Genomic DNA, 23,676 nt, shown 5'->3' on the forward strand with positions numbered 1-23,676 from the left:
CGAACGCAGGTATTGCGCAGTGGGCATCCCGGCATGGATGCCGGGATAGCCGCGCTGGCCCATGGATGGGCCTTCGCGGCGGGCCCACGGAGCAATGCCGGAGTGAGGGCACACCGAGCCTAGGCGAGGTGCCGAGTGGTGGGGCAAAAGCGTTTTGCTTACTTTTACGCTTCATAAAAGTGAGTCGCTGTAAGAGCGAAACCATAAGCAGCCGTTACCGCAGCAATGGATATGTACCCGGTCCGTAAGAGATACGCCGGCCCTGAGGGCGCTCAGCGGGGATAAATCCCCTCGCCACAGGGTTTCGTGTTTATCCCAATGCCAGTCATATCATCCCCAAACCTCCACAAACTCCCTGTAAACTCCGGCCTTTGCCCAACACCCAGGGAGTCGGCAATGTCGGGTTCGATCCTTTATATCCACGGCTTCAACAGCGCCCCAGCATCGACCAAAGCCTGCCAACTGGTCGACGTGATGGCACGCCTGGGCCTGAGCAACCAGTTGCGGGTGCCCGCCTTGCACCACCACCCCCGCCAAGCCATCGGTCAGCTGGAACAGGCGATTGCAGAACTGGAGCGGCCGCTGCTGGTCGGCAGCTCGCTCGGCGGCTACTATGCGACTCACTTGGCCGAGCGCCACGGGCTCAAAGCCCTGCTGGTCAATCCTGCCGTGAGCCCGCATCGGATGTTCGACGGCTACCTGGGCACGCAGAAGAATTTATACACCGACGAAACCTGGGAATTGACCCACGACCACGTGACGGCCCTGGCCGAGCTGGAAGTGCCGGCGCCCCGGGATCCGCAGCGGTTTCAGGTATGGTTGCAAACCGGTGACGAAACGCTGGATTATCGCCACGCCCAGCAGTATTACCGCGCCTGTGCCTTGCGCATCCAGGCCGGCGGCGACCACAGTTTCCAAGGGTTTGCCCAGCAGTTGCCGGCACTGTTGAGTTTTGCCGGCATTGGCGCCGATTTGTACCAGGCGATCGACTTCACGTCGCTGTGAGCCATCGCCCCTTTTTCATTGAACACTGACGACGAGACCCCATGGCCACTCCCAGCGCTAGCTCTTATAACGCAGACGCCATCGAAGTCCTCTCGGGCCTCGACCCGGTGCGCAAGCGCCCCGGCATGTACACCGACACCAGTCGGCCGAACCACCTCGCCCAGGAAGTCATCGACAACAGTGTCGACGAAGCCTTGGCCGGGCATGCGAAGTCGGTGCAGGTCATCCTGCACGCCGATCACTCCCTGGAAGTCAGCGATGACGGTCGCGGCATGCCGGTGGACATTCATCCTGAAGAGGGTGTGTCGGGCGTCGAGCTGATCCTCACCAAGCTCCACGCCGGCGGCAAGTTTTCCAACAAGAACTATCAGTTCTCCGGCGGTTTGCACGGGGTGGGTATCTCCGTGGTCAACGCCTTGTCGACCCAGGTGCGGGTGCGGGTCAAGCGTGACGGTAATGAATACCAGATGACCTTCGCCGACGGCTACAAGGCCACCGAGCTGGAAGTGATCGGTACCGTCGGCAAGCGCAACACCGGGACCAGCGTGTATTTCGCTCCGGACCCGAAGTATTTCGATTCGCCGAAGTTTTCTGTCAGCCGCCTCAAGCATGTGCTCAAGGCCAAGGCCGTGTTGTGCCCGGGGTTGCTGGTCAGTTTCGAGGACAAGGCCACCGGCGAGAAAGTCGAATGGCATTACGAAGACGGCCTGCGCTCCTACTTGGTGGACGCGGTCAGCGGTTTCGAGCGCCTGCCCGACGAGCCGTTCTGTGGCAGTCTGGCCGGTAACAAGGAGGCGGTGGACTGGGCGCTGTTGTGGCTGCCCGAAGGCGGCGAAAGCGTCCAGGAAAGCTACGTCAACCTGATCCCCACGGCCCAGGGCGGCACCCACGTCAATGGCTTGCGCCAGGGCTTGCTCGATGCCATGCGCGAGTTCTGCGAGTTCCGCAACCTGCTGCCTCGCGGCGTGAAGCTGGCGCCGGAAGATGTCTGGGAACGCATCGCCTTCGTCTTGTCGATGAAGATGCAGGAACCGCAATTTTCCGGCCAGACCAAGGAGCGCCTGTCGTCCCGCGAGGCGGCGGCGTTTGTTTCCGGCGTGGTCAAGGACGCGTTCAGCCTGTGGCTCAACGCCAATCCTGAGACCGGCCTGGCCCTGGCGGAGCTGGCGATCAACAACGCCGGACGTCGTCTCAAGGCCAGCAAGAAGGTCGAGCGCAAGCGCATCACCCAGGGGCCGGCATTGCCGGGCAAGCTCGCCGATTGCGCCGGGCAGGACCCGATGCGTTCCGAGCTGTTCCTGGTGGAAGGTGACTCCGCCGGCGGTTCGGCCAAGCAAGCGCGGGACAAGGAGTTCCAGGCGATCCTGCCGCTGCGGGGCAAGATCCTCAACACCTGGGAAGTGGACGGCAGCGAAGTGCTGGCCAGCCAGGAAGTGCATAACATCGCGGTGGCCATTGGCGTCGATCCGGGCGCCGCGGACATGAGCCAGTTGCGCTACGGCAAGATCTGCATCCTCGCCGACGCCGACTCCGACGGCTTGCACATCGCCACATTGCTGTGTGCGCTGTTCGTCCAGCATTTCCGCCCGCTGGTGGACGCCGGTCACGTCTACGTGGCGATGCCGCCGCTGTATCGCATCGACCTGGGCAAGGAAATCTACTACGCCCTGGACGAAGCCGAGCGCGACGGCATCCTCGATCGCCTGGTGGCCGAGAAGAAACGTGGCAAGCCGCAGGTCACCCGATTCAAGGGCCTGGGCGAAATGAACCCGCCGCAGTTGCGTGAAACCACCATGGACCCGAACACCCGCCGCCTGGTGCAGTTGACCTTGGATGACTTCGAGGCGACCTCGGAAATGATGGATATGTTGCTGGCGAAGAAACGCGCCGGCGACCGCAAGTCCTGGCTCGAATCCAAAGGGGACTTGGCCGAGGTCCTGGCCTGATGCGCAACGGGTTCGCCCTGGGATTGTTGCTGTGGGCGGGGGTGGTAGTTGCAGGGCCCGCGCCGGAATTGAAGCTGGTGTCCGAGCACGTCGTCGATGGCCTGCGCGGCGGCAACCTGTCCGGGCTTGCGCTGTGCGGCAGCGAGATGTGGACCGTGTCCGATCGCGACGATGACCAAATCTACCGCCTCAACCCCGACGATGCGCCGGTTTGGCAGGCTGAAGCGGTGGCTATCGAAGTGCCGCAGGTGCCGGACAGCGGTTTGCCCTGGGGCTTGAGCTCGCGGACGTGGGCGGCGTCGTTTCTGCGCGGTGGCGAGTTGGATTTCGAAGGCATCAGTTGCGACAGCGCCGGCAATCGCTACGTGGTCAGCGAGTCCCATGCCGCCGTGCTGCTCGTGCCGCCAACTGGGGCGGCGTCCTGGCTGAAAATCGCCCCGACCTTGATCCGTCAGGCCCGGGGCAGCGGTATGCTATTGCATTTCAACGCACTGTTCGAAGGCCTGGCCGTGAACCCCGCCGGTGACCAGCTATGGCTGGCGGCCGAACGCGAGCGTCGGGGGCTGTTATTGATCAAGCGTCAGCAGACGGTATGGGATTGCGATGGCAATTGTGTGTTGCTGAGCGAAGCGGGAAAGGAAATGCAGCCTGAGCAGTTTTTCAAGCCGAGGGCGGTGCCGCGGGACTTCGCCGATCTGTCGTTGTTCGAAGGCAAGCTGTTTACCCTGGAGCGAAACGCCTATCAGGTCTGCCGGCGTGACCCGCAGACCGCCAAGGTCGAGCGCTGCTGGTCATTCGCCGCCGAGGCGCTGCAGGATAAGCGTCTTTATCCACAACCCTTCGGCCTGGCCGAAGCGCTGGTCGTGGACGCTGGTGGCGCGTGGATCGGCCTGGATAACAATAATGGCAAGCGCGCCGACGGCGAAACGCGGCCGATCGTCTGGCGTTTTTCCGCACCGACGGGTGGTTGGAGCGCCACGCCATGAGCCAGCAACCGCCGGGCAAGCGCGCCGGCCGGGTGCTGATGATCTTGGCTTGGTGCGCGGCGCTGTTTCTGGCGACGCGGTTTTTCGCCCAGTGGGAGCAGCGCGAGCACAATCCCAACACAGAGGTGTATTCGCAAAAGGGCGAAGGGTTTATCGAGGTGAAGCTGGTCGGCAATAAACAGGGGCATTTCGTCGCCAGCGGCCAGATCAACGGCCAGCCGGTGGATTTCATGCTCGACACCGGGGCCACCGATGTGGCGGTCCCGCAGGAACTGGCCGAGCGGCTGAAGCTGGAAAAAGGTTTTGGCGTGACATTGAGCACCGCCAACGGTTTGAGCGAAGGTTATCGCACCCGCATCGACCGGCTGCAATTGGGCGACATCGTCTTGCGCGATGTCCGCGCCCTGGTGGCGCCAGGCCTGGGTGGCACGCAGGTGCTACTGGGCATGAGCGCCCTGAACAAACTTGAATTTACCCAGCGCGACGGCACCATGCTGTTGCGCCAGACAACGAACTGATGAGGCCCGCATGAGCGACATTCTTGCAGACAGCTTAGACGGCGTAGAACGCCGGTCGCTGGCTGACTTCACCGAAAATGCCTACCTCAATTACTCCATGTACGTGATCATGGACCGCGCCTTGCCGCACATCGGCGACGGTCTCAAGCCGGTTCAGCGGCGAATCATCTACGCCATGAGTGAGTTGGGGCTGGACGCTGACTCCAAGCACAAGAAGTCGGCACGGACCGTCGGTGACGTGCTCGGTAAATTCCACCCCCACGGCGATTCGGCCTGCTACGAAGCCATGGTGTTGATGGCCCAGCCGTTCAGCTATCGCTACACCTTGGTGGACGGGCAAGGCAACTGGGGTGCGCCGGACGATCCCAAGTCGTTCGCGGCCATGCGTTACACGGAGGCGCGGCTGTCGCGTTATTCCGAAGTGCTGCTCAGCGAACTGGGCCAGGGCACTGCGGACTGGGGGCCGAACTTCGACGGTACCCTCGACGAACCCCTGGTGTTGCCGGCACGTTTGCCGAATATTCTTCTCAATGGCACCACCGGTATCGCCGTGGGCATGGCCACTGACGTGCCGCCGCACAACCTGCGGGAAGTGGCCACGGCGTGCGTGCGTCTGCTGGACGAGCCGAAAGCCACGGTGGAGCAGCTCTGCGAGCATATCCAAGGCCCGGACTACCCGACCGAAGCGGAAATCATCACTCCCCGCGCCGATCTACTGAAAATCTACGAGACCGGCCGTGGTTCGGTGCGCATGCGTGCCGTTTATCACATCGAAGACGGCGACATCATTGTCACGTCGCTGCCGCATCAGGTTTCCGGTGCCAAGGTGATGGAACAGATTGCCGCGATGATGCAGGCAAAGCCATCGAAGGCGCCGCAAGTTGCTGACCTGCGTGACGAGTCAGACCACGAAAACCCGTGTCGCCTGGTGATCATTCCGGTCAATAGCCGGGTCGACCACGATGCGCTGATGCAGCACCTGTTCGCCAGCACTGACCTGGAGTCCAGCTACCGGGTCAACATCAACATCATCGGCCTGGACGGCAAGCCGCAGCTGAAAAACCTGCGGGCCTTGCTGGTGGAATGGCTGGAGTTCCGGGTCAAGACCGTGCGCCGGCGCTTGCAATTCCGCCTGGACAAAGTAGAGCGCCGCCTGCACCTGTTGGACGGCTTGCTGATTGCGTACCTCAACCTGGATGAAGTGATCCACATCATCCGTACCGAGGAGCACCCCAAGGCCAGCCTGATCGCCCGTTTCGCCCTGAGCGAAATCCAGGCCGACTACATTCTCGATACCCGCCTGCGGCAGTTGGCGCGCCTGGAAGAAATGAAGTTGCGCGCCGAGCAGGATGAATTGCTCAAGGAGCAGGCCAAGCTGCAAGCCTTGCTGGGCAGCGAAGCCAAGCTCAAGAAACTGGTACGCACCGAACTGCTCAAGGACGCCGAAACCTACGGTGACGACCGCCGCTCGCCTATCGTCGAGCGCGCCGAAGCCAAGGCACTGACCGAACATGATCTGTTGCCGAACGAGAAAGTGACGGTTGTGCTGTCGGAAAAAGGTTGGGTGCGCTCCGCCAAGGGGCACGACATCGACGCTGCCGGGCTTTCCTACAAGGCTGGGGACAACTTCAAGGCCTTGGCGCCGGGACGTTCCAACCAGTTCGCGGTGTTCATCGATTCAACCGGGCGCAGTTATTCGGTGCCGGCCCATACCTTACCTTCGGCTCGCGGCCAGGGCGAACCGCTGACCGGACGATTAACTCCTCCGCCGGGTGCAACTTTTGAATGCGTGCTGATGCCTGATGATGACGGGCTGTACGTTATCGCGTCGGACGCCGGTTACGGGTTCGTCGTCAAGGGTGAGGACCTGCAAGCCAAGAACAAGGCGGGCAAGGCGTTGTTGAGCCTGCCGAACAACGCCAAGGTCATTGCGCCGCGTCCGGTCACCGACCGCGAGAACAATTGGCTGGCCTCGGTGACGACCGAGGGTCGGTTGCTGGTGTTCAAGATCAGCGACCTGCCACAGCTGGGGAAAGGCAAAGGCAACAAGATTATCGGTATTTCCGGCGAACGGGTGGCGAGTCGCGAGGAATATGTCACGGATATTGCAGTGATACCCGAGGGTGCCACGCTTGTGCTTCAGGCAGGAAAGCGGACGCTATCTTTGAAAGCGGACGATCTTGAGCATTACAAGGGTGAACGCGGTCGGCGGGGCAACAAGCTTCCGAGGGGTTTTCAGAGGGTGGATGCGCTGCTCGTCGAAAACCTCAATTAAGCGTGCTAGAGGCCTCGGTCTGCGATTAAAACCCGCAGATCGGAACTTTGGCGCTGGAGTCGGGACGCATATTCACGGATGATAGGCCCTTTCAAGCGCCGGCGTGGCCGGGCGTTCTTCATATGACCGAGTATTTTTCACTGTGGTAAGCCTTGTGGCCGCCACCTGGACGAGACGATGACTGTTCTGCGCCTTCCTATTTTGTGGCTCGCCGGCCTGCTTGGCCTGGCGGGCTGCAGCATGAATCAGCCGGTGTCCTTGTACCAACTGGACAGCGGTACCCCAGCCCAGCCTGCGCAAAGCACAGGCATGGCCGTATTGCTCGGCCCGGTGCTGATTGCCGACTACCTTCAGCGTGAAACCCTGTTGCAACGCCAGCCAGACGGCAGCCTGCAAGCCGCCACGGATGGACGCTGGGCTGGCAGCTTGTCTTCCGACATCGATCAGTTGTTGCTGCGCCAGGTTGCGGGCCATTTGGACAGTCAGCGCGTAGTGCTGGCCCCGGCCACCCAGGGATTCTCCCCGGATGTTCAGGTCCTGCTGTCAATTACCCGGCTGGACTCAGGCGAATCCCAGCCAGCGGTCCTCGATGCCCAGTGGCGACTGATCGACCGTCGCGGCAAGGTTCGCGAAAACCGCATTGTTCATCTGCAAGAGCAGCACGCGGGCTCCACCGCTGCGCAGGTCCAGGCACAAGGCGTGCTCTTGCAGCGCCTGGCCGAGCAATTGTCCGTGTCGCTCAAGCCGCTGGCCAACCAGCCGCCTATCGCAGAGGTCCCACGCAAGGCTGCTCCCGCCCCAGCAAAACCGGTTGAAAAGGAAAAGGACAAGATTCCCATGGCCTTGCCGATTCGTACGGACATGGAAGTGTTCAGGTTCTGATAGCCGGACCGGATACAGAGCAAAGCCCGCATTGATGCGGGCTTTGTTGTTTATATGAAAAGCCCGCTGGCGATCACTCGCCAGCGGGCTTCGTTATTTCAGATGCCGAGGCTCAGGCCTGGCGCTCATGCATCCGCGCCAATTGCCGCTCCAGCATCGACGGATACGGCTCCATCAATCGCTCTACACAGCAGGCGCCTTCGGGACTGGCGATGGGACGGATACGCGCGCGCTGGCGGATCAGGGCGTCGTCGTTGATCTTGCGCTCCACCAGCAGCAGGTTGCGGCTGTGTTGGGAGAGGGCCAGTGCGTCCTGGGCTGTTTCGGTCAACAGCAGATCGATCTGGCTCAGGCCGAACAGGCTGTCGCCGAGGGTCAGGCCTAATTGCAATTGCAGGGTGATGCCACTGTCGGCAACCTCGATCTGCAACTGATGACCCAATGCCCGCAGCAATTCACCGCAGCAGATGGCGTTGGTCAGGTAGTCGTCGCCGCTGTCCTCGGTGTGGAACAGCATCAGTGTGCTGCCGTCGTTCAAGGTGTGCAGTTCGCCCTGATAAAGCGATGCCGCCTGGTCGAGGCAGTCGCGATAACGTTCCAGCAGTTCCTTCAGGCGGGCCTGGGGCAGGCGTCGCAATTGATCCTGGGCGCCCAGTTGAACGGCTAGTACGGCGCTGTGCTGTGGCAGGTTCGAGGCGACAGGGCGGGCGATCGGTTGAGGCGCGTCGGCGACCGTTTCATCTCGCAAGTCGGCGAAGGCATCGTCGTCTTCATCGTCTTCAACCGTACGCACCACATGACGCCGCACAGGGCGGGAAGCAGGCATCGGCGCACTTTCGTCAAAGCCCGGGTCCCGCAGGTTGCGCACTTCAAATTCCGGCTCGGCATCGTCCTCATCGACGTAGTCGATGTCCTCGGGCTCAGGCACGGGCTCAGGCTCCGGCGCGAAACTGGCGTGAAGTTGCCGGGCCAGGTCGCCAATTTCGTCCTGGCGCTGGGTGGCGGGTGTGTGTTCGTCGATGTCCCGCAGCCAGACGCGCAATTGCAGCAGCGGCGTGGAAATATGCCGTCCCAGGCGCAGGCTCAAGGCCAGTGCCAGTGCCAACAGTATCGCGCTGAGAATGCCCATGCTCTGCAGGCTGATGGTCATCGGTTGCTGGAACTGGTCCATGTCCAGGCTGATGCGCAGTTGCCCGGCGGTCACGTCCTGGAACGTGATCTTGCTCTGGTACATGCCACCGGTTTCACCCAGCAGGCCCGGCTTGGGACGCTGGCCGGCCTCCGCCAGGATGCGATTGTCCACGCTGTAGATGGCGGCGTGGGCGACCAGTTTGTTCTTGGTCAGGTTGTTGAGCAGCACGTTGAGGCTGAGGATGTCGTTGGACACCAGCAACTCGGTGGCGGACGTGGCGGTCTGGGTGGTCAGGCTTTCGCCCAAGGCATCAGCCTGCTCGTGCATGGCCTGCTTGAACTGCAAACCCATCACGCAGGCATAGATGACCAGGGCCAGGGCGACCAGGATCACGTTATGGCTGGCAATGCGTAATGCAATCGGCACGCGACGATGGCGCAGTGCACGGAAGATCAGCAGAAAGAAATTGTCGGTTTTGACTGGCGTGGGCCGGTTCACTGAGCTCGGCTCTTTGTCCGTGAAATTGACGCGCAGTATAGCGATAGCCCCATGACCGGCAAAGCACTGGCGGTGCCCGATGGTCACTGAATGTGGGTAGAATGCGGTTTTTTTCCACCTGCGGGGGTGCGCCTTGCGCGAAATTGTCCTGATAAACATCACTGGCAGCGACCGTCCGGGTCTGACTGCGGCCATTACAGGCGTTCTGGCCCAGGGTGGTGTGAACATTCTCGACATTGGACAGGCGGTGATCCACGACACGCTGTCGTTCGGCATCCTGGTTGAAATCCCGGACACCGAGCAGGGCAAGTCGGTGCTCAAGGACATCCTGTTTACCGCCTACAAGCTTGACCAGCAGGTACGGTTCACTCCGGTATCGGAAGCCGATTACCAAAACTGGGTGGCCGGGCAGGGCAAGAAACGGCACATCGTGACGCTGTTGACTCGCAAGGTCACCGCCGAGCAATTGCAGCGCGTCAGTTCGATCACGGCGAAATATGGCCTGAACATCGACCACATCGATCGGCTGTCCGGGCGCATGCCGCTCGATACCCCGGCCGACCAAGGCAAGGGCTGCATCGAATTTTCCGTGCGCGGCGAACCTGCCGATCCCCAGGCGTTGCGTGCTGAGTTCCTCAGTGTGGCCCAGGAGCTGAACGTCGATATCGCGTTCCAGGAAGACTCGCTGTTTCGCCGTAACCGCCGCCTGGCGGTGTTCGACATGGACTCGACGCTGATCGAAGCCGAAGTGATCGACGAGTTGGCCAAGGCTGCCGGCGTCGGCGACAAGGTGTCGGCCATCACTGAGCGGGCCATGGCTGGCGAGCTGGATTTCCGGGCCAGCTTCAAGGAGCGCCTGGCGCTGCTGCAAGGCCTGGATGTGAGCGTGCTGGATTCCATCGGCGCTTCCCTGCGCCTGACCGAAGGCGCCGAAACCCTGTTTGCCGAACTCAAGCGCCTGGGCTACAAGACCGCGATTCTGTCGGGCGGCTTCACGTATTTTGCCAAGCAATTGCAGGCCAAGCTCGGTATCGACTACGTGTTCGCCAACGAGCTGGAAGTGGTGGACGGCAAGGTGACCGGCGTGGCGGTCGAGCCGATCGTCGATGCCCAGCGCAAGGCGGATCTGCTGCGTGAACTGGCCGCCAAAGAGGGCCTGCGCCTGGAGCAGACCATCGCCGTAGGCGACGGAGCCAACGATCTGCCGATGCTGGCCATCGCCGGGCTCGGCGTGGCGTTCCGGGCCAAGCCGCTGGTCAAGCAGTCGGCCAGGCAGGCGATTTCAACCTTGGGGTTGGATGGGGTGTTGTATCTGCTGGGCTTCAGGGACCGCGACGGGCAGGTTTGAGCCCTGCATCAATTTCCAGGGCATACGCTCTTGTGGCGAGGGCGCAAGCTCCCTCGCCACGGGAACTGGTCGCTTTCTAGAGTGACTTCCACAACGAATCGAAATCCCCTTCTTGCGCGCCGCCGTCCCCGGCCGTGCCCGAATCCTCCTGGCGGTAGGCAAACTGGTTGAAGCTGTGGGTGCTGGTGACCCGGCGATCCAGGCCGGCACGACGTGCCTGCCCGTCGGTATTGATCAATACTTGCTGCCCTTCCTGGAAAGGCAGGCGCGGGGCAATAACGGTGGGCGGCAGGTCGATGGCGCTGATTTCGGGCAGTAACAATCCTCGCAGGTAATGTCCCTGGTCGCTCTGTTCGCGGATCAGTTGCAACCCGCAAGGCTGGGCGTGGGGTGCGACCAGCTCGATGCCCATCTGCATGGCGCCATTGCGTACCTGGCGGATCCAGCGCACCACGGCGATGCTCCAGGTCTGGTCGTTGGCGTCACGAATGCCGACCATCTCCCCGGCCTGCAATTGTTCCGGCACCTCTTTCGGCCAGCCAAGGCAGTAACCGCCCGGGCTGTGATTGATGATTGGCAGGTCGTAGGTTGGAAAGTGATGCTGATTGTCGGAGCTGGTGCTGTCGTCATCGGCCGGATTGACCGGGTACTCGATTTCTTCGTAGGGCAGCAGCTCGCTGTCACCGGCTGGCGCGGCGTCGAAGGCCTGGCTCCAAGTGTCGTTTTTTGTGGTCGGCGAGGCCTCGAACCGGGCCTTGCGCGTCGCTGGATTCTTCAGGATTTCGCTGAAGGAGCGCTCGCCTCCAAGGTAGTAGTGCAGCGCGCTCATGCCCACGCACAACGTCAGCGTTCCGTTGCCCTCGGTGCGCTGGAAGCTGCGTTCGACGGCCTCGCCCCAGGCGGCTTGCAGGTGGTGCAGGGTGTCGGCACTCATGCCGGCGGGTACTGGCAGCGATGATTCGACAGGGTGCGCCAGATGGGTGGTAATCGCGCGTACCAACGGCTCAAGATCGAAACCTTGCAGGCTAGGTTGCTGCTCGGCGCGGAATTTGGAGCGATACCGCGGTCCGACATCCAGTTGCGGTGCGACGGCGAAAAGGCTGGTGGCGGCGCTGGCGGGCGGGTCCAGCTTGACCCACTGGCTCCACGATTCCAGTACCTCGGCCAGTCGCGCGATCTGGCTCTGGCGCAACTGATTGCTGCGCGAGGCGCCTAGCAGCAGGGCGACGACGTAGGTCTGTTCGGCGTTCAACTGATGAACCTGGCTGGCAAGCTCATCGCTGACGCTCAGGTGTTGCAACTTGTGCTGGCAGGCAATCCGGTACAGCTGGTGCAAATCAAGCCAAAGTCCCTCGGGCACCGGGCTGTACAGCTGGCCGGCGCGCAACAGGTTGCCGTCGAGGGCATGTAGCGCCCGTTGCAGTGCGGTGGCGAGCACGCGCGCCCGATCCTTGGTGAACTTGGGCGAGAGGCGTACGACTATTTGCTTGTAACCCATCGCCAGATGGGTCTGCAGGGCCTGGCACAGGTTGACGATCTTGCGCGAGCGGTCGTCCAGCACAATGGCCTGCTGCAGGAAGTGTCGCTCCAGGTGCTTGCAGACGTAATAAACCTCGGGCCGCAGCAGTTCGAGCAGTTGCAGGCGGTTTTCGCTGGGGGTGAGCAGCAGGTTCAGCTCGCCGAGCGCCTGATACAACAGGCGGGCGGTTTCGCCGATGTTGGCCTTGGGCAGGTTGGCAATCCAACGCTTGAGGTCGCGAGGCGTGGCATCGCAAAAGGACAGGCGCGACTGGGTCGGTGTCGAAACACGCAGTAGCTGGAGAGGGCTGGTCTCATTCATGCCGTGGACGGGCTCCGGCGGGAAATGAAGGGGATGTTCCAACTCTAGCAGTTATGTGCGAAAAGGCGCGTCCGATGTCGGGTGCCAGGTGGGAGCGACAGGCCTCGCCCGCACCTAGCCGATGAATCAGGCTTTGGGCAGCGCCAAGCCTTGGCCCATCTGCACCGGCGAGCCGGCAACCAGGTCTTCGGCCCATTTCACCTGGTCCGGGCCAAACAGCACGATTGCGGTGGAGCCCAGTTTGAATCGGCCCAGTTCTGCACCTTTTTCCAAGTGGATCGGTGCACGGGCGGCTTCGTCGTAACGGAAGGTTTTCAATTCGCGCTTGGGTGGCGTTACCAGCCCGGCCCAAACGGTTTCGATAGAAGCCACGATCATTGCACCCACCAGCACCACGGCCATCGGGCCGCGTTCGGTGTCGAAAATGCAGGCTACGCGTTCGTTACGGGCAAACAGTTCCGGGACGTTTTCGGCAGTGGTCTGGTTGACCGAGAAGATCCGCCCTGGGGTGTAGACCATTTCCCGCAAAGTGCCGGCCAGCGGCATGTGCACGCGGTGATAATCCTTGGGCGACAGGTAGATGGTGGCGAAATCGCCGCCCATGAACGGCGCCGCGTTGGCCGCATCACCGCCCAGCAGCTCCAGCACACTGAAGCTGTGGCCCTTGGCCTGGAACACCCGGCCATGCTCGATCGGGCCGAGCTGGCTGACGGCGCCATCGGCAGGGCTGAGGATCGCGCCGGGGGTTTCGTCCAGAGGGCGCGCTCCCTCTTTCAGGGCGCGAGTAAAGAAGGCATTGAAGTGCTCGTAAGCCGTCAGGTCTTCCACCAGCGCCTGGGACATGTCCACCTGGTAGCGCTTGGCGAACCAGGCCGTGAAGGCATTCTTGAACCAGCGCACTCGGCACTCGGCGATGCAGCCGGCCAGCCGCGACAGCAAATGGTGCGGCAGCAGGTACTGGGAGAGGATGAACAAGCGGTTTTTCATTAACTGTCCTTAAAAATCTTCAAAGCTCGATGGGGGTGTCAGGGTGATTGCCCCATTCGCCCCAGGAACCGGCATAGCCTTTGACTCGCGGATAACCGAGCGCCTTGGCCACCAGATAGGTGAAGCCAGAGCGGTGGTGAGTCTGGCAGTGGGTGATGACTTCTTTGTCAGGCGTAATGCCCAGTTGTTCGAGTATTTGTGGCATGTCCTTGCGGATACGCAGGTTGCGTGCCGGGTCCATGCCTGCGGTCCATTCAAAGTTGATTGCCCCAGGGATGTGTCCGCCCCTGGCCGCAACGACTTTTTCGCCGGAATATTCGAGCGGGCCGCGCGCATCCCAGATCGCCAGGTCGCTGGCGCCCAGGCGGCTTTGCAAATATTCGCGGGTGGCGGTGGGTGCTTCGTGCAGGGTCAGGCTTACCGAGCCCGCGACTGCCGCCGGAACTTCAGTGGAGACTGGCAAGCCCTCGTCCAGCCAGGACAGCAAGCCGCCATCGAGGTAGTGATAGTTCGAATGGCCAATCACGTCCAGCAGCCAGATAAAGCGCCCGGCCCAGCCGCCGCCCTCGTCGTCATACACGACGTAGATCGCATCGGGATTGTGGCCGAGCTCGCCGAACAGTGCCTCCAGCTCGGCATTGGCAGGCAACAGGCCTGGCGCGGGAGGCTGGCCCAGTTGCGTGCGCTTGGGGTCGACGAAGCGCGCGCCAGGAACATGTCCGGTGCCATAGCGGGCGGCGCTGGTCAGGTCCACCAGAATCAGATTGGCAGCATCGAGGCGCGGCAGCAGCTCGTTAGGCTCGATTACCAGCGGCAAGCCAGAGAAGTCAGGCATATGAGGTCTCCTGGGGCGCAAAGGGAAAAGATTGTACCAAGTTCAGCGGCCACGGTTGGTAAAGCTGTGCAGGGCCCTTTCGATGCATTGCGAGGTTTTGCCGAAGGCCTGTACGGTCACGTCCGAGAACGGCCCGCCACCCTGGTCCACAGCGACCAACATGATCACCCGGCCGTTGCAGGTCAGTGAGCGCAACAGCAAGTGCTCGCCCTTGAACAGGCTGCGCAGGCCCGGCGGCAGCAAAGCCGAATATTGCGCATTGTTCTCCGGGTTCAGGCGAACCTGGGCCTGCTGGGCCAGCAGTCGCTGCAGGACCTTGCTCTGGCTGATGGAGAAACTCATCGCCGCCGCCTCTTTGGGTAGGCCGGCGGTCTGATGCACGCGCACGCTGGTCTGGCTGCGGTCGGCCATCAAGATCATGACCCGGCGCATTCCGCACGCCACCAAGGCGTCGCGGGCCGAGGTCGTCAGATGCATGGCATTGCTGAAGGGGCTGGGTTCCACCAACAGCGCGGCGCATTGCTTGCGCCATTGGGTCAGGTCTTCGGCGCTGGGCGGCGCGGCCGGGAGCAAGCCCGGGTGAACGCGGCGGCTGCCCCAGGGCCAGATCAACGCCACGGCGGGATGCCAGAGGTCTGGCATGGCGTTTTGGCGGGCGCTGGTGACAGCCTGTTGATGAAGCTGCTGCTGGAGCTCATCCATTGGCATTTGCAGATACAGGCTTGTGAGGTACTGCCAACGAGCGCTGGACGGGCTGTCCCAAGCCTGTTGCGCCGCCAGTGCCAGGCCGTTGGCCAGCAACACGGTATTGGCGGGCTGGTTGAGCCAGCGCCGCAGGGTTGGATCGTCGTCCAGCCGATTCTGCTGGCGTAGCGGGTGATCGCTGTCGCGTGCGATGCGCAGCACTTTGATCAGTTCGCGGCGCTCGTTGAGCAACAGACGATAGCCCTGCATCACCCACGCTGGCAGGTGCCACCTCTCCACCAGCGCGAGGCAGATTTTCAGCAGGCTGACGCCGAACAGTTCGCGCTCGACCCGGTCGGCTGGCTCGCCTTTATGGACCACCCGCAACTCCCACTCACCCAGCAGCCGCGGGTGCGTCAGGGCCAGTGGCCAGAGCGGCGAGAGAAATAACAGGCTGCCCCAATGGATGTCCTGCCACAGCCGAGCCAGGCGGTTGGCGAAAAAACCGTTGGCCTGTTGCGAGGCGTGCTGGCTGATCAATTGCACTTGGCGCAGCGCCACGGGAATTTCATGTTCCGGCAACGAGGGCAGGCGGGCGAGCAGTTCCTCGGTGCGTTTGAGGCCGAGGCGGTTGATGGCCACCTCGAGATTTTCCGCCGGTTCCGCCAGGGTGCCGTGGGTGTGATGGTTAGCTTCGCGGATGACACTCAGGGCCAGGGCGGGGCTGCCCTGCATTAGTTCGGCAATGTCGCGCAACGAGCGGCGGCTGTCGGCAATAGCCTTGCAGACCAGGTCATGACTGGCCAGGGGCACCGGCAAGTGGATGCCTTCGAGCAGCTTTACCCAGCCTTCGAGCGTGGTGGGTCGCGGAGTTGGAACCTTCGTTTCGTTAGCCATGACTAGACGCGATCTTCACATGAGGTATCAACGCCCGGAACGGGGCAAAATTGGCTTTTCGCCAGAACTGGCTATAGTCTGGCGCAGTTTTGCCGATAAGTAGAAGAAGAGATTTTTCAGCTTCCGAATATGACCTTGAACCCGACTTAAATAAGTACTTTCTACCTATGGCTAAAATTATCGGCATCATTGTCGTGTTCGCGAGCGTACTCGGCGGATACGTGCTCTCCCATGGCAAGATCGCAGCCCTGATCCAACCTTTCGAGGTATTGATCATCGGCGGTGCGGCCCTTGGCGCATTCCTGCAGGCCAACCCTGGCTATATGACCATGCACGTGCTCAAGAAATCCTTGAGCATGTTCGGCTCGCGTTTCAGCCACACCTTCTACCTGGAAGTGCTGGGGCTGGTTTACGAGATCCTCAACAAAAGCCGCCGTGAAGGCATGATGGCGATTGAGGGCGATATCGAAGACGCCGCCTCCAGCCCGATTTTCGCCAAGTACCCCACCGTACTGAAGGATGAGCGCATGACCGCGTTCATCTGTGATTACCTGCGCATCATGTCGTCCGGCAACATGGCGCCCCATGAGCTCGAAGGCCTGTTCGACATGGAGCTGTACAGCCTCAAGGAAGACTTGGAACATCCGTCGCACGCGGTCAACGGCATCGCCGACGGCATGCCCGGTTTCGGTATCGTCGCGGCGGTATTGGGTATCGTGGTGACCATGGCCTCCCTGGGTGAGGGCGATCAGGCGTCCATCGGCCTGCACGTAGGTGCGGCGCTGGTAGGTACGTTCTTCGGTATTCTGGCCGCCTATGGCTTTTTCGGCCCGCTGGCCCATTCCCTGGCCCACGACGCCAAGGAAGAGCTCAATGTCTACGAGGCCATCAAGGCTTCGCTCGTGGCCTCCGCCTCGGGCATGCCGCCATCCCTGGCGGTGGAGTTCGGTCGCAAAGTCCTGTACCCGGCGCATCGTCCAAGCTTCGCCGAGCTGGAACAAGCGGTTCGCGGTCGCTAAGCAATGGAAAATAATCAGCCGATCATCGTAAAGCGCATCAAGCGCATTGCCGGCGGACACCATGGCGGTGCCTGGAAAATCGCCTTTGCCGACTTCGCGACGGCGATGATGGCGTTCTTCCTGGTGCTGTGGCTGCTGTCCACCGCGACCCCGGAACAGAAGATCGCCATCGCCGGGTACTTCAAGGATCCGGTCGGTTTTTCCGAGAGCGGCACGCCGTACATTATCGATCTGGGCGGCTCGCCCGTCCTCGCGCCGGAAAATACGCTCAACCCCGAGGTCAAGTCGCAGCCTCAGCCCGACAAGGCGACCGTCGACGCCAATGAGGCCGAAGGCATGGCCGAGCAGGTCGAGCGCGAGCGCCTGGAGTTGCTGCTGCAGGAATTGCAGAACAAGGTCGAGGAGAACCCGGAGCTGCAGAAATTCAAGGACCAGATCCTCTTCGAGATCACCCCGAACGGCCTGCGCATCCAGATCATGGACGCCGATAACCGGCCGATGTTCGACTCGGGCAGCGCGCGGCTGAAACCCTATTTCGAAGACATCCTGTTGGCCATGGCCGATACCATCAAAGCGGTGCCGAACAAGATCAGCATCAGCGGTCATACCGATGCCAAGCCGTACGTTGGCAAAGGCGACTTCGGTAACTGGGAGCTCTCGGCCAACCGGGCCAACGCAGCGCGGCGCGCCCTGGTGGCGGGCAGCTACCCGGACGAGCAAGTGGCGCGGGTCGTCGGTTACGCGTCCTCGGCGCTGTTCGATCGCAAGGAACCGTTCAACCCGGTCAACCGGCGTATTGATATCGTGGTGTTGACCAAGAAGGCGCAGAAAGCCATCGAAGGTTCGCAGACCGACGATCCGGCGCCAGACCCAGCTCAAAGCGAGGGCGCGCCGGGTGAAGCGCCCACTGCACCCGTGACGCCTGGTGCGGCGGCTGATCCGAACGCGCTGCCAGCGGACCAGCAGCCGGTGCCGGCCCATGAGTTGCGCGAACGCCTGAACCTGTTCGACGACGCCGCACCGAAACCGACGGAACCGCCGGCGCAGTGACCCACAAAAAAGCCGACATCATCGTCGGCTTTTTTCCGTCTGATCGTTCCCGCGCTCTGCGTGGGAATGTCGCCCAGGACGCTCCGCGTCCCTTGTGACGCAGAGCGTCACCGGATGCGTTACCACGCAGAGCGTGGGAACGATCGTCTAACTGGGGTCAGTAACTGCTTTCCGGCAGGCTGGCGATGATCGAGCGGTAGCTGTTCATCCGTTGCTGATGCACGCGACCTTCTTCCAATGCCTTTAGCAGGGCGCAACCGGGCTCGCGGTCGTGCTTGCAATCACGGAAGCGGCAGGTGCCGATCAGCTCGTTGAACTCGATGAACCCGGCCTCGACATCGGCCCGGCTGACATGCCCCAGGCCGAATTCCCGGATACCCGGCGAGTCGATCAATTCTCCGCCACCGGGGAAATGGAACAGCCGCGCGGTGGTGGTGGTGTGGGTGCCCTGGCCAGACAATTCGGACAACGGCCCGACGCGGGTTTCGACTTCTGGCAGCAGGCTGTTGACCAGCGAAGACTTGCCGACGCCGGACTGGCCGACGAACACGCTGATGCGCCCGTCCAGTTGCTGCTGCAACTGCTCCATGCCATTGCCGTGATGAGCCGAGACTTCCAGCACCGGGTAACCCAGGTCCCGATAGACCGACAGCAGCGCGTTCAACGCCGGGGCGTTGTGTTCGTCGATCAGGTCGAACTTGTTGAGCAGCAGCAACGGACGGATGCCGGCGTGCTCGGCTGCCACCAGGTAGCGGTCGATCAAGTTGGCATGAGGCTCGGGCAGCGGGGCGAACACGATCACGATCATGTCGACGTTGGCGGCCACGGGCTTGAGTTGGCCTCGGCTGTCCGGACGGCACAGCTCGGTGTGGCGCGGCAATTGCGCGACGATCACGCCGATGCCCTGGTTACCGGCGCGCCAGACGACCTGGTCGCCGGTCACCAGCGCTGGCAGGTTGGCCCGCAAGTGGCATCGAAAAACCTGGCCGGCCAATTCGCCTTCCTTGGCCTCGACCTCGACCTGCACACCGAAGTGAGCGATCACCAGCCCGGTCTGTTCCGGGCCCAGGTCACCGCCTTCCAAGGCTTCGACAGCGCTGGACTCGCGTTTGGCGGCGCGGGCGGCGCGCTCGCCCTGGATCTTTTCGATGCGCCAGTTCTGACGACGATTGAGTTGGCGTTTGGCCATGGGTGTTCCGTATGAAGAAATGCAGCGAATAGGGTAAAACGGCGGCGAGTTTAGCACGCCCCGGAGGCTGCCTAGGCTAAACTGCGCAGCTACGCCGAGGAGCTTTCCCATGCAAAACCCGCAAAACCTCATCTGGATCGACCTGGAAATGACCGGTCTGAACCCCGACACCGACGTCATCATCGAGATGGCCACCATCGTCACCGACAGCGATCTCAACACCTTGGCCGAAGGCCCGGTAATTGCGATCCATCACAGCGACGAGATCCTGGCCGGCATGGACGAGTGGAACACTCGCCAGCACGGTGGCTCGGGCCTGACCCAGCGGGTGCGCGACAGCAAGATCAGCATGGCCGAGGCGGAAGCCCGGACCATCGCCTTCCTCGAGCAATGGGTGCCGAGGGGCAAATCGCCGATCTGCGGCAACAGCATCTGCCAGGACCGGCGCTTCCTGTATACCCACATGAAATCGTTGGAAAGCTATTTCCACTATCGCAACCTGGACGTCTCGACCCTCAAGGAGCTGGCCGCCCGCTGGGCCCCCGAAGTTCGCGACAGCTTCCAGAAAGGCAGCACGCACCTGGCCCTGGATGACATTCGCGAGTCCATCGCCGAGTTGCAGCATTACCGCAAGCATTTCATCAAGTTCTAACCGGCACTCCAGCGACTGGCGGGATTGCTTTTGTGGCGAGGGAGCTTGCTCCCGCTGGCCTGCGTAGCAGGCCCCAACAGTTTTCCAGGAAGACTCAATCGTCTGGTTTGCGACTGCTGCGCAGCCGAGCGGGAGCAAGCTCCCTCGCCACAGGGGATTTAGCCGTTGAGCGGCGCCGCCCTCTTTTGGTGCCAGCCCAAACTGGCTAGACTGCGCGCCTTCCTGCAAGGACCGCCATCATGCTGCTGATGCTGTATCTGATCGCCATAACCGCCGAAGCCATGACCGGCGCGCTGTCCGCCGGGCGACGGGGCATGGACTGGTTCGGCGTGGTGCTGATCGCCTGCATCACGGCGCTGGGTGGCGGCTCGGTGCGCGACGTGCTGCTGGGGCACTACCCGCTGACTTGGGTCAAGCATCCGGAATACCTGGTGCTGACCACCGCGGCGGCCATGCTGACGGTATTCCTGGCGCGCTGGATGCGTCACTTGCGCTCACTGTTCCTGGTGCTCGACGCCGTGGGCCTGGTGGCGTTCACCTTGATTGGCTGCATGACCGCACTGGAGATGGGGCACGGCATGTTGGTGGCGTCGGTCAGCGGCGTCATAACAGGAGTGTTCGGCGGCATCCTCCGGGACATTTTCTGCAACGATATCCCGCTGATCTTCCGCCGTGAGCTTTATGCCAGCGTCTCGTTTGCCGCCGCGTGGTGCTATTTGTTATGCGTTTTCCTGCAACTGCCCAGCGAACAGTCGATCCTCATCACGCTGTTTGGCGGTTTCCTGCTGCGGCTCCTGGCAATCCGCTTCCACTGGGAGATGCCCAAGTTTGTCTATAACGACGAAGTCTGACGCTCGGCGTGCTGGCGCAACGCCCATTCCACATGTTCCTGCACCAAGGCTGACGGATAGTCCCGTCGCGCCTTCAACGCTTCCATTACCGGTATCGTCGTAGGCGCGTTCCCGAGCCCCACCGCCAGGTTGCGCAGCCAGCGTTCGTAACCGGCGCGGCGCAGTGGCGAACCTTCGGTGTTGCTGAGGAATTTGTCCTCATCCCACATGAACAATTCGGCCAGTTCAGCATTGTCCAGGTTGTGGCGGGGCTTGAAGTCGCCTTCCCCCGACGGCCGGGCGAAGCGGTTCCACGGGCAGACGATCTGGCAGTCGTCACAGCCGAACACCCGATTGCCGATCAATGGCCGCAGGTCCTCCGGGATGGCATTTTTCAGCTCGATAGTGAGGTAGGAAATGCACCGCCGTGCATCCAGTATGTAGGGGCCGACGAATGCGTTGGTAGGACAGATATCCAGGCAGGCGGTACATTTTCCGCAATGTTCGCTGGCATGGGGCGGGTCTACCGGGAGCGGAAGATCGACGAACAGTTCGCTCAGGAAGAAATAGCTGCCGGCCTTGCGGTTCAGCACCAAGGTGTTCTTGCCGATCCAGCCCAGCCCGGCCTGTTCGGCGATGGCTTTTTCCAGCACCGGCGCGCTATCGACGAACGCGCGATAGCCAAAGGGGCCAATGGCCGCCTGGATTTTTTCTGCCAGTTGCTGCACGCGTTTACGGATCAATTTGTGGTAATCGCGGCCCAATGCATAACGCGAGACGTAGGCTTTTTCCGGTTGGGCAAGCCGTTGCGCCATTTGCGTGTCGCCCGGCAGGTAATCCATGCGCAGGGACACCACGCGCAAGGTGCCGGGTACCAATTCTTCTGGATGCGAGCGCTTGTTGCCGTGGGCGCCCATATAGTCCATTTCGCCGTGGTAACCGGCCTCGAGCCAGCGTTGCAGGTGCTGTTCATGCTCGGCGAGGTCCAGGCCGCTGATGCCGACCTGCTGGAAACCCAGCTCGCGGCCCCAGTCCTTGATGGATTGGGCGAGAGTGGCAAGATCGGTGGGAATGGCAGGCATGAGGCGAGAGAAACCGGAGCTGAGATGCGTATAATTCTGCCAGACATCGGAGCCCGAAGACGCATGCCGCAGACTAAAGATGATTTTCCCGACGCGCTGTACAGTGCCGCGCAGGTCCGGGCCCTCGACGCACAACTGATCGCGGCGGGCACCAGCGGCTTCGAATTGATGCAGCGCGCCGCCCGTGCCACCTGGCGAGCCATTGTCCGGCGCTGGCCCGAGGCCAGCGAGCTGACCGTGCTGGCCGGCCATGGCAACAACGCCGGCGATGGCTACCTGGTCGCGACCCTGGCCCGGCGCGCCGGCTGGTCGGTCCGAGTGCTGGCGGTGGGTGAGCCCCGGCGTTTGCTCGGTGATGCCGCCAATGCTCACGCCGAAGCCGTGGCGGTTGGTGTGCCAGTAGAACCCTGGACGGACGAATGCGAGTTGCGGGGTGTATTGCTCGACGCACTGCTCGGCACGGGGCTGAGTGGCGATGTGCGCGAGCCTTATGTGCGGGCCATCGATACCATCAACGTCAGTGGCCTGCCGGTCGCCGCCGTGGATATCCCCTCGGGATTGTGTGCCGATACCGGTCGAGTGCTGGGCACTGCGGTGATAGCTGACCTGACCGTGACGTTCATCGGCCTGAAGCTTGGCCTGTTCACGGGGGATGCGGCGGACCGGGTCGGTGAGTTGTTTTTCAATGACTTGCACGCGGCCCCGGACATCGTTGAATCGGCACCGGCCAGCGCTCTATTACTCCTGCCGCGCAATCTGCCACGTCTGACGCCTCGCGCGCCCACATCCCACAAAGGCAAGTTCGGTCATGTGTTGTTGATCGGCGGCGACCGGGGCTTCGGCGGCGCGATCCAGATGAGCGCCGAAAGCGCCCTGCGCTGCGGCGCGGGCATGATTTCCATGGCGACGCGCAGCGAGCATGTAACCTGCGTCCTGGCGCGTTTGCCGGAAGTCATGGTGCAAGGCACCCATTCGGCGAACCAATTGATGGGCTTGCTCAAGCAGGCCAGCGTGCTGGTGGTCGGGCCGGGCCTGGGCCAGGCCGCCTGGGGCCGTAGTCTGTTGTCGGCGGCGGCCAATGCGCCGTTGCCGCAAGTTTGGGATGCCGATGCGCTGAACCTGTTGAGCAGCGGCGCGGTCAGCCTGCCCGGGCATTGCGTCATCACCCCACACCCGGGCGAGGCGGCGCGATTGCTGGGGATCTCCACGGTCCAGGTGCAGGCCGATCGTCCGGCGGCTGCCCATGCGTTGAGCAAAAAATATACAGCCACCGTGATCCTCAAGGGCGCCGGCAGCCTGATTGCGAGTCCGGACGGTCGCCTGGTCGTTTGCCGCCAGGGTCATCCGGCCATGGCCACGGCTGGCCTGGGAGATGTATTGGCCGGCGTGGTCGGCGCCTTGCTGGCCCAGGGTCTGGAAGGCTTCGACGCGGCCCGCCTGGCAGTCTGGTTGCACGCCAGTGCCGGCGCGCAAGCCGGTCAACTGGGACGTGGATTGGTGGCGACCGACCTGATTCCGGTCATTCGTCAGTTGTTGGAGGAGCATTCACCGTGTCTGAAGTAACCCTGTACGTGGCGGACGAACATGCCATGACACAATTTGGTGCCCGCATCGCGCAGATCACCGCCGGCCACGGCCTGATTTTTCTTGAAGGGGATCTCGGCGCGGGGAAAACCACCTTGTCCCGTGGCATTATCCGCGGTCTCGGCCACGTCGGGTCAGTCAAGAGCCCGACGTTTACCTTGGTCGAGCCCTACGAAATCGGTGACATCCGCGCCTTCCATTTCGACCTGTATCGGCTGGTGGACCCCGAAGAATTGGAGTTCCTCGGTATCCGTGATTATTTCGAAGACGACGCCTTATGCCTGATCGAATGGCCCCAGAAAGGTGCAGGTTTTTTGCCAAAGCCCGACCTGACCATTACCATTGGCGCGCAGAATGGCGGGCGTTCGTTGAAACTGACTCCGCAGGGCTCGCGTGGCGAGTCGTGGTGTGCCGCTTTGGCATTGGAAAACTAATTG

General features: G+C 62.1%; 20 protein-coding genes. 13 read left to right on the plus strand and 7 right to left on the minus strand.

Annotation, left to right across the window (positions count from 1 at the left end; genetic code table 11):
* Positions 1-396 precede the first annotated feature (396 nt).
* From HU762_RS15355 to HU762_RS15380, 6 genes are all read left to right on the plus strand, one after another.
* The gene (locus HU762_RS15355) at positions 397-1,005 is read left to right on the plus strand and encodes a YqiA/YcfP family alpha/beta fold hydrolase (RefSeq protein ID WP_186638437.1); all 609 of its coding nucleotides are present in this window, start codon (positions 397-399) and stop codon (positions 1,003-1,005) included.
* Between the two features lie 41 nt (positions 1,006-1,046).
* Positions 1,047-2,951 carry a DNA topoisomerase IV subunit B gene (gene parE, locus HU762_RS15360; RefSeq protein ID WP_186638439.1) on the plus strand — a complete coding sequence of 635 codons (1,905 nt, stop codon included), beginning with the start codon at positions 1,047-1,049 and terminating at the stop codon, positions 2,949-2,951.
* Positions 2,951-3,937 (plus strand): esterase-like activity of phytase family protein, encoded by a 987-nt coding sequence (locus HU762_RS15365; RefSeq protein WP_186638441.1) that lies wholly within the window; start codon positions 2,951-2,953, stop codon positions 3,935-3,937. Before parE ends, HU762_RS15365 begins: the two co-directional genes overlap by 1 nt.
* Positions 3,934-4,455 carry a TIGR02281 family clan AA aspartic protease gene (locus HU762_RS15370; RefSeq protein WP_186638443.1) on the plus strand — a complete coding sequence of 174 codons (522 nt, stop codon included), beginning with the start codon at positions 3,934-3,936 and terminating at the stop codon, positions 4,453-4,455. Before HU762_RS15365 ends, HU762_RS15370 begins: the two co-directional genes overlap by 4 nt.
* 10 nt (positions 4,456-4,465) lie before the next feature.
* Positions 4,466-6,730 (plus strand): DNA topoisomerase IV subunit A, encoded by a 2,265-nt coding sequence (gene parC / locus HU762_RS15375; protein WP_186638445.1) that lies wholly within the window; start codon positions 4,466-4,468, stop codon positions 6,728-6,730.
* 177 nt (positions 6,731-6,907) lie between these two features.
* Positions 6,908-7,612, plus strand: coding sequence for a PqiC family protein (locus HU762_RS15380; protein WP_186638447.1), 705 nt, complete (start codon positions 6,908-6,910; stop codon positions 7,610-7,612).
* A gap of 112 nt (positions 7,613-7,724) precedes the next feature.
* Here HU762_RS15380 and HU762_RS15385 read toward each other — a convergent pair whose 3' ends face one another.
* Complete coding sequence (locus HU762_RS15385; RefSeq protein WP_186638449.1) at positions 7,725-9,242, minus strand: AhpA/YtjB family protein; 1,518 nt, start codon at positions 9,240-9,242, stop codon at positions 7,725-7,727.
* A gap of 133 nt (positions 9,243-9,375) precedes the next feature.
* Between HU762_RS15385 and serB the strand changes: the two genes are divergently transcribed.
* Positions 9,376-10,590, plus strand: coding sequence for a phosphoserine phosphatase SerB (serB, locus tag HU762_RS15390; RefSeq protein WP_186638451.1), 1,215 nt, complete (start codon positions 9,376-9,378; stop codon positions 10,588-10,590).
* Positions 10,591-10,666: 76 nt separating this feature from the next.
* On the opposite strand, the gene HU762_RS15395 is transcribed toward serB, so the two are convergent.
* The 4 genes from HU762_RS15395 to HU762_RS15410 all read right to left on the minus strand — a co-directional run bounded on the left by HU762_RS15395 (position 10,667) and on the right by HU762_RS15410 (position 15,833).
* A complete protein-coding gene (locus HU762_RS15395) occupies positions 10,667-12,430 on the minus strand; it encodes a molecular chaperone (RefSeq protein ID WP_186638453.1) in 1,764 nt (587 codons plus the stop codon).
* 126 nt (positions 12,431-12,556) lie between these two features.
* Positions 12,557-13,417, minus strand: coding sequence for an archaetidylserine decarboxylase (asd, locus tag HU762_RS15400; protein ID WP_186638455.1), 861 nt, complete (start codon positions 13,415-13,417; stop codon positions 12,557-12,559).
* 19 nt (positions 13,418-13,436) lie between these two features.
* The gene (locus HU762_RS15405; RefSeq protein ID WP_186638464.1) at positions 13,437-14,252 is read right to left on the minus strand and encodes a rhodanese-like domain-containing protein; all 816 of its coding nucleotides are present in this window, start codon (positions 14,250-14,252) and stop codon (positions 13,437-13,439) included.
* A gap of 42 nt (positions 14,253-14,294) precedes the next feature.
* Complete coding sequence (locus HU762_RS15410; RefSeq protein ID WP_186638466.1) at positions 14,295-15,833, minus strand: HDOD domain-containing protein; 1,539 nt, start codon at positions 15,831-15,833, stop codon at positions 14,295-14,297.
* Positions 15,834-16,000: 167 nt separating this feature from the next.
* Between HU762_RS15410 and motA the strand changes: the two genes are divergently transcribed.
* Both motA and motB read left to right on the plus strand, forming a co-directional pair.
* Positions 16,001-16,852 carry a flagellar motor stator protein MotA gene (gene motA / locus HU762_RS15415; RefSeq protein ID WP_186611872.1) on the plus strand — a complete coding sequence of 284 codons (852 nt, stop codon included), beginning with the start codon at positions 16,001-16,003 and terminating at the stop codon, positions 16,850-16,852.
* Between the two features lie 3 nt (positions 16,853-16,855).
* On the plus strand, positions 16,856-17,902 hold the full coding sequence (gene motB, locus HU762_RS15420; protein ID WP_186638468.1) for a flagellar motor protein MotB: 1,047 nt from the start codon (positions 16,856-16,858) through the stop codon (positions 17,900-17,902).
* 157 nt (positions 17,903-18,059) lie between these two features.
* Here the strand turns inward: motB and rsgA are convergent, their stop codons facing one another.
* Positions 18,060-19,091, minus strand: a complete 1,032-nt coding sequence (gene rsgA, locus HU762_RS15425; protein ID WP_186638478.1) for a small ribosomal subunit biogenesis GTPase RsgA — start codon at positions 19,089-19,091, stop codon at positions 18,060-18,062.
* A 109-nt stretch (positions 19,092-19,200) separates the two neighbouring features.
* Between rsgA and orn the strand changes: the two genes are divergently transcribed.
* Both orn and HU762_RS15435 read left to right on the plus strand, forming a co-directional pair.
* Positions 19,201-19,743: an oligoribonuclease gene (gene orn, locus HU762_RS15430; protein ID WP_186638480.1), complete on the plus strand. Its 543-nt coding sequence runs from the start codon at positions 19,201-19,203 to the stop codon at positions 19,741-19,743.
* 236 nt (positions 19,744-19,979) lie between these two features.
* Positions 19,980-20,594 carry a trimeric intracellular cation channel family protein gene (locus tag HU762_RS15435; RefSeq protein ID WP_186615643.1) on the plus strand — a complete coding sequence of 205 codons (615 nt, stop codon included), beginning with the start codon at positions 19,980-19,982 and terminating at the stop codon, positions 20,592-20,594.
* On the opposite strand, the gene queG is transcribed toward HU762_RS15435, so the two are convergent.
* Complete coding sequence (queG, locus tag HU762_RS15440) at positions 20,576-21,655, minus strand: tRNA epoxyqueuosine(34) reductase QueG (RefSeq protein WP_186638482.1); 1,080 nt, start codon at positions 21,653-21,655, stop codon at positions 20,576-20,578. The genes HU762_RS15435 and queG overlap by 19 nt on opposite strands.
* A gap of 63 nt (positions 21,656-21,718) precedes the next feature.
* Between queG and HU762_RS15445 the strand changes: the two genes are divergently transcribed.
* Together HU762_RS15445 and tsaE are read left to right on the plus strand one after the other, a co-directional pair.
* Positions 21,719-23,218, plus strand: coding sequence for an NAD(P)H-hydrate dehydratase (locus HU762_RS15445; protein WP_186638484.1), 1,500 nt, complete (start codon positions 21,719-21,721; stop codon positions 23,216-23,218).
* On the plus strand, positions 23,206-23,673 hold the full coding sequence (gene tsaE / locus HU762_RS15450) for a tRNA (adenosine(37)-N6)-threonylcarbamoyltransferase complex ATPase subunit type 1 TsaE (RefSeq protein WP_072407098.1): 468 nt from the start codon (positions 23,206-23,208) through the stop codon (positions 23,671-23,673). The genes HU762_RS15445 and tsaE overlap by 13 nt, the downstream gene beginning before the upstream one ends.
* Positions 23,674-23,676: the final 3 nt, after the last annotated feature.

This window comes from Pseudomonas sp. SWRI92 (assembly GCF_014268685.1).
Lineage (GTDB): Bacteria > Pseudomonadota > Gammaproteobacteria > Pseudomonadales > Pseudomonadaceae > Aquipseudomonas > Aquipseudomonas marvdashtae.

Bases quoted from the DNA above. Each gene is read 5' to 3' on its own strand.
- HU762_RS15355 (WP_186638437.1), top strand. From the start codon at position 397: ATGTCGGGTTCGATCCTTTATATCCACGGCTTCAACAGCGCCCCAGCA.
- parE (WP_186638439.1), top strand. From the start codon at position 1,047: ATGGCCACTCCCAGCGCTAGCTCTTATAACGCAGACGCCATCGAAGTC.
- HU762_RS15365 (WP_186638441.1), top strand. From the start codon at position 2,951: ATGCGCAACGGGTTCGCCCTGGGATTGTTGCTGTGGGCGGGGGTGGTA.
- HU762_RS15370 (WP_186638443.1), top strand. From the start codon at position 3,934: ATGAGCCAGCAACCGCCGGGCAAGCGCGCCGGCCGGGTGCTGATGATC.
- parC (WP_186638445.1), top strand. From the start codon at position 4,466: ATGAGCGACATTCTTGCAGACAGCTTAGACGGCGTAGAACGCCGGTCG.
- HU762_RS15380 (WP_186638447.1), top strand. From the start codon at position 6,908: ATGACTGTTCTGCGCCTTCCTATTTTGTGGCTCGCCGGCCTGCTTGGC.
- HU762_RS15395 (WP_186638453.1), bottom strand. From the start codon at position 12,430: ATGAATGAGACCAGCCCTCTCCAGCTACTGCGTGTTTCGACACCGACC.
- asd (WP_186638455.1), bottom strand. From the start codon at position 13,417: ATGAAAAACCGCTTGTTCATCCTCTCCCAGTACCTGCTGCCGCACCAT.
- HU762_RS15405 (WP_186638464.1), bottom strand. From the start codon at position 14,252: ATGCCTGACTTCTCTGGCTTGCCGCTGGTAATCGAGCCTAACGAGCTG.
- HU762_RS15410 (WP_186638466.1), bottom strand. From the start codon at position 15,833: ATGGCTAACGAAACGAAGGTTCCAACTCCGCGACCCACCACGCTCGAA.
- motA (WP_186611872.1), top strand. From the start codon at position 16,001: ATGGCTAAAATTATCGGCATCATTGTCGTGTTCGCGAGCGTACTCGGC.
- motB (WP_186638468.1), top strand. From the start codon at position 16,856: ATGGAAAATAATCAGCCGATCATCGTAAAGCGCATCAAGCGCATTGCC.
- rsgA (WP_186638478.1), bottom strand. From the start codon at position 19,091: ATGGCCAAACGCCAACTCAATCGTCGTCAGAACTGGCGCATCGAAAAG.
- orn (WP_186638480.1), top strand. From the start codon at position 19,201: ATGCAAAACCCGCAAAACCTCATCTGGATCGACCTGGAAATGACCGGT.
- queG (WP_186638482.1), bottom strand. From the start codon at position 21,655: ATGCCTGCCATTCCCACCGATCTTGCCACTCTCGCCCAATCCATCAAG.
- HU762_RS15445 (WP_186638484.1), top strand. From the start codon at position 21,719: ATGCCGCAGACTAAAGATGATTTTCCCGACGCGCTGTACAGTGCCGCG.